The sequence below is a fragment of the Providencia sp. PROV174 genome (genome assembly GCF_028480685.1).
GTDB classification, from domain to species: Bacteria; Pseudomonadota; Gammaproteobacteria; order Enterobacterales; family Enterobacteriaceae; genus Providencia; species Providencia rettgeri.
The window spans coordinates 1-12,179 of record NZ_JAMPOT010000002.1 but is presented as its reverse complement, the minus strand read 5'-3'; the positions used below and the strand labels follow the sequence as shown (position 1 = coordinate 12,179).

Here is a 12,179-nt window from a genome sequence, read left to right as displayed (position 1 = left end):
GATGCAATATTTATCCAAAAATATCGCTCATCTATTTTTATTACTGATAATTTTTTTCGGTGGCCAAGCGATTGCAGCTCAACCACTTTGGCAAGTTTTGCCTGAAACAGTAAATAAAAGCGAAAGTGACCCTAGGGAATATAAAGCCATCAAGCTTAGCAATGATATGACGGTTTTATTAGTATCAGATGCCAAAGCGACAAAATCATTGGCTGCTGTATCAATACCTGTTGGTAGTATTGAAAACCCAAATAGCCAACTAGGGTTAGCCCATTACTTAGAACATATGGTTTTAATGGGCTCCAAAAAGTACCCTGAGCCAAGTAGTTTCTCTGAGTTCTTGCAAAAACATGGTGGTAGCCATAATGCAAGTACGGCATCTCACCGCACTGCTTATTATTTTGAAGTGGAAAATGGAGCATTAAAAGAAGCGACAGACCGGCTTGCAGATGCATTAGCTGATCCACTTTTAGACCCAATTAATGCAGATAGAGAACGTAATGCAGTTAATGCAGAACTTACAATGGCACGCTCTCGTGATGGGATGCGTATATGGCAAGTACGTTCTGAAACATTGAACCCATTACACCCAAATTCGCGTTTTTCGGGAGGGAATTTAGAGACTCTGAAAGACAAACCTAATAGCAAACTACAAGATGAGCTAGTAGGCTTTTATAAGAAGTATTATTCTGCAAACCTAATGAATGCAGTGCTTTACGGCGACCAGTCTATTGAGTCATTAGCGAATATCGCACAAGAAACATTTGGGCGTATACCTAATTTTAATGCAAGTGTTCCTGCTGTTAATATCCCCGCAGTAACGGATAATGAAAAAGGTATTATCATTCATTATGTGCCTGCTCAACCGCAAAAAGCCATACAAATTGAATTTACTATTAAAAATAATATGGCAGATTTTCGCAGTAAAAGTGATAACTATATTAGCTACTTAATTGGTAATAGAAGTCCAGGGACACTGGCTGATTGGTTAATATCACAAGGGCTCGCTGAAGGTATCAGTGCTTCTGCATCCCCAAATCTAGATAGAAACTATGGTTCTTTCTCTATCTATGTCACGTTGACAGATAAAGGGTTACAAGAAAGAGACGAAATTATTGCAGCGATTTTTTCTTATCTTGAGTTAATTAAGAACGACGGAGTCAACAAAAGTTACTTTGATGAAATAGCAAAAGTTCTTAATTTATCATTCCGTTATGGTTCAATTGTCAGGGATATGAACTACATTGAGTGGTTATCAGACCAAATGATTGATGTTCCTGTTAATCATGTTCTTGATTCAGATTATATTGCTGATAAGTATGATCCTGAGGCGATTAAACAGCGTTTATCAGAGCTCAGTGCGAAAGAAGCGAGGATTTGGTTTATTAGTCCAAATGAACCGAATAACAAAAAAGCATATTTTGTTGATGCACCGTATCAAGTTAATAAAATTACAGCAAAACAATTTAAATCGTGGGCAAGTTTAGAAGCTAAAATGAATTTTAAATTGCCTGCTTTAAACCCGTATATTGCTGATAACTTATCATTAATTAAAACTAGTAAGGCTTATAAACACCCTGAATTCATCTATCAAGATGGCAATACGCGTGTGTTATATATGCCAAGTCAATATTTTGCTGATGAGCCGAAGGCAAGTATCACTTTGTCATTACGTTCTAATCAAGGGGATAAGGATGCTAAGGAACAAGTAACAGGTTCTTTATTACAATATATCGCTTCATTGAAAATGGACGAACTGCAATATCAAGCATCGGTAGCGGGTATGTCAGTCTCTGTTTCTCAAGGAATTGGTCTGCAATTAAATGCCAGTGGTTACACCCAACATTTACCTGAACTCTTTTTATCTATGACTCAACTATACCTAGATTTTGAGCCAACAGAACAAGAGTTAGCTCAAGCAAAATCTTGGTATAAAGAGCAAATTGAAGTTGCTAATAATGCGAAAGCTTATGAGTTGGCTATGCAACCGCTTCAACGTATTAATAGTGTGCCTTATTTTGAGCAAGAACAGCGTTTAGCGGAGCTAGATAAAATATCACTTCAAGACATCACTAGCTACCGTGAAATGATAGTTAAAAGTGCAGCATTACAAGCGCTGGTCTTCGGCAATATGACTGAGTCACAAAGCATTAAAACTATTAAAGATGCACAGCAATTATTAAAGAGCGAAGGTACCAATTGGTGGCGCGGTGATATTGTCGTTATTGACAAAAATTACCTAGCCGATTTCCAAAAGCAGGGAAATAGCTCAGATAATGCACTTGCTGAAATCTTTATTCCAGACGGTTATAGCCGCATTGATGGTGCAGTACTATCTGGTATTCTTTCTAAAGTGATTCAGCCTTGGTTTTATGATCAATTAAGGACCAATGAGCAACTGGGTTATGCGGTATTTGCTTTTAAAACCGGTCTGGGTGATCAGTGGGGAATGGGCTTTTTGATTCAAAGTAATGCCAAGACACCGAGTTATTTGAATGCACGCTACCAACAATTTTATCTTCAAGCATTAGAGAAACTAAAAAAACTACCGATAGATGAATTTAATCAATATAAACAATCTATTATCACGGAAATGAACCAACCACCTCAAACATTCTATGAGGAAGTCGGTCGTTATTCATCTGATTTTTCTAGAAATATTTTCAGTTTTGATACTCGTGAAAAAGTTATTGCAACTTTAGGTAGTGCAACGAAAGAACAAGTCATTGAGTATTATGAAAATGCAGTCATAAAGCACAAAGGGTTAGCTGTTAGCTCCCAAGTGACAGGCCAGGGAGTTGACACTAAAGTAGGATATGCGCATCTGAAAGATTGGGTGCTTTACCCAACAGCTTCTCAGTTGCAAAAGATTTTACCAATAAAGGAAGATGCTGAGTGAATAAAGTGCAGGTAGAGTCCCAATTACTGAATGTTTTTTCCTTGCCACTGCGTGGACAGCGGTTAATTGAAGCATCAGCAGGAACGGGTAAAACATACACAATTGGTATACTTTATCTGCGGCTTTTATTAGGTCTGGGAGGCGTTAATGCGTTTCCTCGGCCGTTAAGTGTTGAAGAAATTCTAGTTGTAACATTTACAGAGGCTGCGACGAATGAGTTACGTGGACGTATTCGTCAACGTATTCATGATATGCGCTTAGTTTGCTTAAGAAATGGCGTTGGTTTCGAGTCGCAGCCTGAGTATCTTGAATTATTAACCGAGCTTTCGGGGGAGCCTCAAAGAAAATTCGCCGCGCAATGGTTGCAGGCAGCGGAAAGGCAAATGGATGAAGCGGCAATATATACTATCCATGGTTTTTGCCAAAGAATGCTAGTTCATAATGCATTTGAGTCCGGGGTGTTGTTTGAGCAAACCATGATCCAAGATGAATTTCCGATTCAAAAACAAGCCTGTGCAGACTTTTGGCGCCGCCATTTTTATCCTTTAAATTACTCCATGACGAAAGTCATTCAATCACTATGGAGTGGCCCTGAAGCATTGCTTTCGGAGATTAAACCTTTTTTACAGGGGGATATTCCTTTAATTATTAACCAACCTAAGGAAACAGAAACTCTGGAAGAACGGCATCAGCGGCTAATCTTGTTAATTGAGTCAGTTAAAGCAGTATGGTTAGAAAATTCAGCAGATTTTGAGAAGCTTATCGCTGATTCCGATGTTGATAAACGAAGTTATAGTACTCGTTTTCTGCCCACATGGTTGATAAAAATAGGCGAATGGGCTCAAGAAGAAACAGAAGATTATCAGCTACCTAAAGATCTTGAACGCTTTTCACAAACGGCACTACATAAAAAATCAAAAAGTGGTTCAGGGCCAGAGCATGTTGTTTTCCAAAGAATAGATGAGCTACTTTCTCAATCATTAACCCTAAAAGATCTGATTATTCCACTGGCTATTGCAGAGGTGAGGGAGGCTATCACTTTTGAAAAACATAACCGTGGTGAGATGGGGTTTGATGATTTATTGACCCGTTTAGACAGCGCTCTCGCTCAAGAAAGCGGAAAATTTTTAGCTCAAGCTATCAGCCAACGTTTTCCCGTTGCAATGATAGATGAGTTTCAAGATACAGATGCACAGCAATACCGTATTTTTCAACGAATTTATCGGGAAGTTAATGACAGTGCTTTACTTTTTATCGGCGACCCTAAACAAGCTATATATGCTTTTCGAGGCGCTGATATTTTCACCTATATTGAAGCAAAAAATGAAGTTAGTGCTCACTATACATTAGAGACTAACTATCGCTCATCACAAAATATGGTTGAAGCTATTAATCATCTATTTTCTCGTTGTCAGTCCCCATTTATTTTTGAGCAAATTCCTTTTCAACCTGTTAATTTTGCTAAGCAAAACAGTGATAAGAAACTTATTCATGATGGTGAAAAAGTCAAATCACTTACATTTTGGCAACTTGAAGCGGAAGGTGTCTCTGTTGCTGAATATGAACAAGCAACAGCTTCACAATGTGCGGTGCAAATCGCACAATACTTGCAAGGCGGGTTACAAGGTAGCAGCTATTTTGACAATCAAGGAGCGCATACACCTGTTGAGGCTTCTGATATAACTGTGTTGGTGCGCAGCCGACGAGAAGCCGTATTAATTCGTGATGCTTTAAATCGGTTAAATATCCCTTCTGTGTTTCAATCTAATCGGGAAAGTGTATTTTCAACACCAGAAGCGAGGGATTTACTGTGGTTGCTACAGGCAGTTTTAACACCTGAAAAAGAACGTGTTTTGCGTAGTGCATTGGCGACAGGAATATTGGGTTTAACCGCTAAACAAATTGATGACCTAAATCATGATGAAAAATCGTGGGAAAAAATTGTTGATGAATTTGCTCGTTATGCCATGGTTTGGCAAAAAAGAGGCGTGCTGCCGATGCTTAGAATGGTCATGGCGCAGAGGCAAATTGCAGAAACGTTATTATCAGGCACTGATGGAGAACGCCGCTTGATGGATGTGATGCATATTGGTGAGCTATTACAAGAAATGTCATTACAGCTTGAAGGTGAGCACACACTAACACGTTGGCTAGCACAACAAATTGCTCATCCTGACCATCAATCTGACGTACAGCAAATGCGCCTTGAAAGTGATAAACACCTGGTGCAAATCAGTACTATTCATAAATCTAAAGGCCTTGAATACAAGATTGTTTGGTTACCTTTTGCGAGCAATTTTTTACCTCAATCTAAAGGTTTATATCACGACAGAACAGATTATGGGGTACGGTTAGATTTAAATGATAGTGAAGAAAATGTCGCTTTAGCTGATGAAGAACGTCTAGCAGAAGACCTGCGTTTATTGTACGTGGCACTTACAAGAGCTATCTATCACTGTAGTGTTGGTATTGCACCATTAATTAAAGGTAATCGGAAAAAAAGTGGTGAAACCGACTTACACTTATCTGCGCTGGGTTATGTTATCCAAAAAGGACAAGCTGGAGACAGCTTGCTATTAAACGACATGTTGGCTGAGATTAGCAATGACGTTATTGATGTTATCGTGATTAATCAACCTAAGTCGGAACGTTTAATATTAGAACAAAATGACAGCGTAAACTTGTCTGCAAGAGCGGTGACCCGTCATTTTAATGATCATTGGCGTGTTACCAGTTATTCGGGGTTAAGTTACGGCTCAAGCCATACAGAGGTAGAACAATCAGTTTCAGCATTGCAATTTGCGAATTCATTAGCTCCTAATATGGATATTGAGGCTAGTGTTGATGTGGAGCAACAGGAAGGTGAGCCTTCTACTCTAACTCCTCATCAATTTCCTAAAGGCGCATCTCCGGGAACATTTTTACATAGCTTGATGGAGGAAATTGACTTTAGTGAGCCGGTTTCTCAAGAGTGGTTGTCTGAGAAACTTGAATCCTCAGGGTTTGACTTACATTGGGCACCAATGCTGCAAGAATGGCTACACGCAATTGTACAGGCACCATTATTAGAAGACGGGCTATGTTTGTCTGCATTACAGGCTCAAGACCAATTAGATGAGATGCAGTTTTATCTTCCTATTGAGTCAATATTGAGTGCAAGCCACTTAGATAAGATAACGCATCAATATGATCCATTATCACAAAGTTGTCCTCCACTCAATTTTGAGAAAGTTCAGGGGATTTTAAAGGGCTTTATTGACCTCACCTTTTACTGGAAAGGTAAATTTTATCTTCTTGATTATAAGTCAAATTATCTAGGGAAGGACGCTAGCTTTTATACCCAAGAGGCCATGGCTGAAGCGATGATAGACCACCGCTATGATTTACAATATCAACTATATTCGTTGGCGTTACATCGTTATCTAAAGCAAAGAATGCCTAATTATGACTATGAAACCCATTTTGGAGGAGTTTATTATTTATTTCTAAGAGGAATAGATGATGTTAATTCAAGTAATGGAATATTCTTTTGTCGCCCAATAGGCGCTTTTATTGAAGCGTTAGATAGCTTATTTAAAAATGCTCAACAAGGGGAGTCAGCTTAATGAAATCCCTATTTAATCAGGCTATTGAGGAACATATCTTTACACCTCTAGATGTGCAATTTGCTTACAGTATTTCTGATAATAAGCACCCGATAGTGCTTACTATTGCCGCACTTCTCAGTGCAGAAACCATGGCTGGGCATGTTTGTTTAGCACTGGCAGATGTTGTGCCTGAAAAATTATTTGCAGGAAGGCACCCAGAGTTAGCCGCTGAATTTTGGCAAAAAATGGGAGAGCCGAGCGAACAAGAACTTTATCAAACGCTAAAACAAGCAAATGCAGTGTCATTATCAACAGAAAACAAAATTTCTCCTTTGGTGCTTTCAGGGGAACACTTATATTTTCAACGAATGTGGCAATATGAGCAGTATGTTGCAAACTTTTTCGCTAGTACATCAGTAGACAAACAAAATAATGCTCAAATTAAGCACGTATTGGATAGCCTATTTCCCATTACTGATGAAATAGATTGGCAAAAAATTGCCGCAGCAGTTGCTGTAACCAGTAAAGTATCAATTATATCAGGGGGGCCAGGGACAGGAAAAACGACAACAGTTGCGCGTATCCTCGCGGCATTAATTAAACTTGAAGCCAGACATCACCATAAAATTAGAATTGAGCTGGCCGCTCCAACAGGTAAGGCTGCTGCTAGGTTGACAGAGTCCCTCGGTGAGGCGATGAAAAAAATTCCGTTAACTGATGAAGAACGCGCTGTTTTGCCTAATCAGGCAAAAACACTACACCGTTTATTAGGGGCTCAACCTGAGAGCCAGCAGTTTCGCTATAACCGTGATAATCGTTTATCTCTTGATGTACTCATTGTTGATGAAGCCTCAATGGTAGATTTACCTATGATGAGTAAATTACTTGAGTCATTACCTGAAAATGCAAAGTTAATATTTTTAGGTGATAAAGATCAATTAGCCTCGGTTGAAGCGGGGGCAGTGCTAGGGGATATTTGTCAGTTTGCCGATAGTGGTTATAGCGTAGAAAGAGCGTCTCAGCTTTCGGAACTAACAGGGCATTCTATCGAATCTTATGCATCACCAAGCGGCCCTGCTATTCGTGATAGCCTATGTCTACTACGTAAAAGCTACCGTTTTTCTGCAGACTCAGGGATTGGTCAACTCGCTTTTGCTGTAAACGAAGGTAATGTTTCTCAAGTTCAACAATTACTAAATCAACAACGGCCGGATGTACATAGTTATATCCAAGAAACTGCGGATGATTACGCGAAAATTTTATTAGATGCCGCCGAAAATTATAAGGAATACCTACTTGCGGTGAAAGATAAAGAAGATCCTGAGCAGGTTTTGAAAAAATTTAACCAATATCGGTTACTAACGGCTCTGCGAGAAGGGCCTTTTGGCGTTATTGGCCTTAACGATAAATTAGAAAAATTGTTTCATAGGCAGGGGATAATAAACCGCCCATATAATTTATCGAATAAACACTATGCAGGCCGGCCAATTATGATTAGTCGTAATGATAGCCCTCTAGGACTCTTTAATGGGGATATCGGTATCATTTTACCTGATGAAGAAAATGCATTGAGAGCTTATTTTCAATTTCCTGATGGGACTATTCGTGGAGTGCAACCTAACCGACTTCCACAACATGAAACAGCTTATGCGATGACTGTTCATAAATCACAAGGTTCGGAGTTTGCTCATACCGCATTGGTTTTACCAAATGTATATTCTCCCGTAATGACCCGTGAGCTAGTGTATACAGCGATAACTCGAGCTAAAAAAGAGCTATCTCTTTATGGCAGCCCAAAGGTATTACGTCGAGCAGTTGAAACGCCAACCAAGCGGCGAAGCGGTTTAGCGACCCAATTAATGTGACTAGTTTATATATAAATTACGTGAATATTTAACCCTAAAGTAAAGGTAATGAGATGGATAACCAGCAAGCAATGACGGCAATTACAGTAACATTAAATGCAAGGCTTGAACCAATTAGGCGTGGCGATTTAGAAGACGCATTTAATGAAGTCATGAAAAGCATGGGTAAAAATATCCATGTCACAGGTGGTGGAACATTATTAGGTGATAATGGTGAAGCACAGGAATGCGATATAGAAATAGCACTTGAAGAGGCTAGTGACGAAAATATCAGTTTAATTATTCAACTTTTTTCTTCAATGTTAGCTCCAAAAGGTTCTCGTTTATTTATTCACGGCGAAGATGTACGAATTGATTTTGGCTCAGATGAAGGTATGGCTATTTATTTCAACGGGACAGAGCTCGCAGATGAGGTTTATGAGAATGGGGATATCAATGAAGTGTTCGATATTCTAGATGAAGCAGTGGAAGACATCGGGAGTATTCACGGAGTTTGGGATGGTCCGACAGAAACTGCATTTTATTTTTATGGTACTTCTTTCGCTGAGATGAAAGCTGCAATACAACCACATATAGACTCCATTCCTTTGTGCGAGAAAGCCAGAGTTATTCAGATAGCTTAGTGGCTATTCCTTGGTTTTAAAGCCACAACCCCAACTATGCATCCTTGTATAGTTTGGGGTTAAAGCAAGTGACTAAACAGTCATTATTTGACGACTCTAATGTTTATTTATCCGGTTGGCTTTTTAAATCTAAAATCAATATCTTAGAACGGCGCTGGTAGTTATATAAAGCCTGTTTTTTCATTGGTAACATCTCAATCTCCGCGGGGGTAAAACCACGCTCTTGAAACCAATGGATGCTACGAGTTGTCAGAACAAATAGTTTATCTAAGCCAAATTGTTTCGCTTGTACGGCAATACGGTGCAGTAACTCCTCTCCTCTAGATGAACTTCGGTAATCAGGATGAACAGCGACACATGCCATTTCACCTAATTTTTCTTCTGGGTAAGGATAAAGCGCAGCACAAGCGATGACTAAGTTATCACGTTCAATAATGGTAAATTTATCAATTTCCATTTCTAACTGTTCACGTGAACGTCTAACTAAAATCCCTTGCTGCTCTAATGGGCGAATAAGCTCTAATATTCCACCAATGTCATTAATGTTTGCACGGCGAATTTGTTCCGCACTTTCCATCACGATTTGTGTACCAATACCATCACGTGAGAACAACTCTTGAATTAAAGAACCATTTTCTTGATAGCTCAATAGGTGGCTACGGCGGACGCCTCGACGGCAAGCTTTTGCTGCTCCGCGTAGGAAACGCACGGTTCCGGAATAGAAATCACCTTCAGATTCCAGCTCTTGAATGCGGTTTTCTGCTTCATTTGGGAATAATTCAGACAAAATATTACCGTCTTTATCTGCAACACCTTGAGAGGAGCAAAAGCCAATCAGCTTTTCTGCTTTCATTTTTACTGCCAATTGGGTAGCAATTTCTTCAGAGGTCAAGTTAAAACTTTCCCCTGTGACTGAGACGGCAACTGGCCCAATTAACACTATAGATCCATTATCTAACTGATTATTAATAGCTTCTTCATTAATGCGACGGATCCTTCCGCTGTGGCAATAATCAATGCCATCATCGACCCCGAGAGGTTGAGCAATAACGAAATTGCCACTAACCACATTAATATGCGCACCTTGAAGCGGGGTATTTCCTAAGCTCATAGATAACCGAGCCGTAATATCTAATTGTAAAGCTCCAGAAGCTTGTTTTACATATTCAAGTGTATTCGCATCGGTTACGCGAGTATGTTTATGATAAACCGCCTCATATTGATGCTCAGCTAAGATATCTTCGATTTGAGGTCTTGCACCATAAACGACAATAATTCGGATGCCTAAACTATGTAATAACCCTATATCGTTGACAATACTGGGAAAATTTTCATGCGCAATCGCTTCACCACCAAGCATAATAATAAATGTTTTGCCGCGGTGGGCGTTTATATAAGGGACCGAATGGCGAAACTCATCAACCAACTCGGTGCTGCGCTCTTTCATACCAACCCTCTTAATTGAATTTTTATTCGTTAATAATGTATTTTTATTCTTTTTGGTGGAAAATATCAAGTAAAAGATAGGATAAAAAAAGTAACATTTTTATTTTTTACATTTACATATCTCTAAACTTAACTAGATATACTCTACGAAATCTAAATTGCATAAAATTGACACAGAAAGTCACTCACAAATATTTTCTCTTAGTATGATTAAGTTATACTCATTACTGTAACTCTATAGATGCTTTGATATATTCTTAATGACAGAGTGCAAATGATTAGTTAGAGTGCGTGTTTCAAGTCTAATTATTAGCAATTATCCTAAAATCACTTTATTTCTCAGTTCTAGGTTCGGAATTATTGATGAGTCACCAAGATCACAACCCATCTAAACGTCGTTTTATTCAAGGCGCAGCTGCAGTTATGTTACTGAGCATTAGCCCATTCGGTTTTTCTGCGAGTAGCAGCGTGGTGGCTGTACGTATTTGGCCAGCATCGAGCTATACTCGAGTTACATTGGAATCTAGCACGCCATTGAAATACCGTCAGTTTGTGCTTAATAACCCTGAACGTATTGTGGTCGACCTTGAAGGGGTGCAGTTAAATAATGTGTTGAAAGATATGGGAACTCAGATTCAAACACGTGACCCCTATCTAAAACTAGTTAGAGTTGGGCAATTTGATCCAAAAACGGTTCGCTTGGTGTTTGAGGTTAAAAATAAAGTCAGTCCTCAATTCTTTTCGATGGCGCCTGTCGCAGAATTTAAACACCGCTTGGTTCTGGATTTTTATCCAGGCAAAGGCGTTGATACCAATGATGACCCACTATTGGCATTACTTGAGGATTACAATAAAGGTGATCTTGAAGAAAGTATGCCTGCTCAAGCGAAGAAGCCTGGAAAAGCGGGAACGGATCGACCAATTATTATTATGATCGATCCAGGACATGGTGGTGAAGACCCTGGTGCGATAGGTAAATATAAAACGCGTGAAAAAGATGTCGTTTTACAGATTGCTCGTCGCTTAAAAGCGTTGATAGATAAAGACCCTAAAATGCGCTCTTATATGACACGCAATGAAGATGTCTTTATTCCATTAAAAGTCCGAGTGGCGAAAGCGCGTAAAATGCAGGCAGATTTATTCGTTTCAATTCATGCGGATGCATTTACTAATCGTTCAGCTCGTGGTTCTTCTGTTTTCGCACTATCGACGAAAGGGGCTACTAGTAATACGGCTCGCTACCTTGCACAAACACAGAATGAAGCGGACTTAGTGGGTGGTGTGAGTAAAAGTGGTGATGTGTATCTCGACCATACGATGTTTGATCTCGTGCAAACCGCAACGATTAATGACAGTTTGAAATTTGGTGATGAAGTGTTAAAGCGGATGGGGAAGGTTAATAAACTACATAAAAATAGAGTTGACCAAGCTGGATTCGCGGTACTGAAAGCACCTGAGATCCCATCGATTCTAGTCGAAACGGCTTTTATTAGTAATTTAGAAGAAGAACGGAAATTAAAAACAGCTAAATTCCAACAACAAATGGCAGAATCCATTTTTGAAGGGGTAAAAGCCTATTTCCGCAATGGTGGGACATTGGCAATTCGTAACTAATTGATTTAAGACAAGAAAAAGGTGATGAGCACACGTGTGAGTCGCCTTTTTTATTTTTATTGATAGCTAAAAATAGATGATTTTATAGTGGTACTACAAAGAGAATTGAATCAGAAAGGATATTCAAAAGAATTGGTTGCGGGGG

General features: G+C 39.3%; 6 protein-coding genes. 5 read left to right on the top strand and 1 reads right to left on the bottom strand.

All coding sequences use genetic code 11. The features are described 5' to 3' along the window. The first annotated feature begins 1 nt into the window (after window position 1). The 4 genes from ptrA to PSE60_RS00280 are packed head-to-tail and all read left to right on the top strand — an operon-like array spanning window position 2 to window position 8,974. On the top strand, window positions 2-2,899 hold the full coding sequence (gene ptrA, locus PSE60_RS00295) for a pitrilysin (protein WP_272664261.1): 2,898 nt from the start codon (window positions 2-4) through the stop codon (window positions 2,897-2,899). After that, a complete protein-coding gene (recB, locus tag PSE60_RS00290) occupies window positions 2,896-6,504 on the top strand; it encodes an exodeoxyribonuclease V subunit beta (RefSeq protein ID WP_272664260.1) in 3,609 nt (1,202 codons plus the stop codon). Before ptrA ends, recB begins: the two co-directional genes overlap by 4 nt. Then, window positions 6,504-8,351: an exodeoxyribonuclease V subunit alpha gene (gene recD, locus PSE60_RS00285; protein WP_272664259.1), complete on the top strand. Its 1,848-nt coding sequence runs from the start codon at window positions 6,504-6,506 to the stop codon at window positions 8,349-8,351. The genes recB and recD overlap by 1 nt, the downstream gene beginning before the upstream one ends. A 53-nt stretch (window positions 8,352-8,404) precedes the next feature. Beyond that, on the top strand, window positions 8,405-8,974 hold the full coding sequence (locus PSE60_RS00280; protein ID WP_210835342.1) for a hypothetical protein: 570 nt from the start codon (window positions 8,405-8,407) through the stop codon (window positions 8,972-8,974). Window positions 8,975-9,077: 103 nt separating this feature from the next. Here PSE60_RS00280 and argA read toward each other — a convergent pair whose 3' ends face one another. Then, window positions 9,078-10,421 (bottom strand): amino-acid N-acetyltransferase, encoded by a 1,344-nt coding sequence (gene argA, locus PSE60_RS00275; RefSeq protein WP_210835340.1) that lies wholly within the window; start codon window positions 10,419-10,421, stop codon window positions 9,078-9,080. A gap of 362 nt (window positions 10,422-10,783) precedes the next feature. Between argA and amiC the strand changes: the two genes are divergently transcribed. Then, window positions 10,784-12,034, top strand: coding sequence for an N-acetylmuramoyl-L-alanine amidase AmiC (gene amiC / locus PSE60_RS00270; protein WP_198641597.1), 1,251 nt, complete (start codon window positions 10,784-10,786; stop codon window positions 12,032-12,034). The last annotated feature ends 145 nt before the right edge of the window (window positions 12,035-12,179 follow it).

What these genes read in the sequence shown, in the direction of transcription:
- ptrA (WP_272664261.1), top strand. Translation starts at nt 2, where the DNA reads ATGCAATATTTATCCAAAAATATCGCTCATCTATTTTTATTACTGATA.
- recD (WP_272664259.1), top strand. Translation starts at nt 6,504, where the DNA reads ATGAAATCCCTATTTAATCAGGCTATTGAGGAACATATCTTTACACCT.
- argA (WP_210835340.1), bottom strand. Translation starts at nt 10,421, where the DNA reads ATGAAAGAGCGCAGCACCGAGTTGGTTGATGAGTTTCGCCATTCGGTC.
- PSE60_RS00280 (WP_210835342.1), top strand. Translation starts at nt 8,405, where the DNA reads ATGGATAACCAGCAAGCAATGACGGCAATTACAGTAACATTAAATGCA.
- amiC (WP_198641597.1), top strand. Translation starts at nt 10,784, where the DNA reads ATGAGTCACCAAGATCACAACCCATCTAAACGTCGTTTTATTCAAGGC.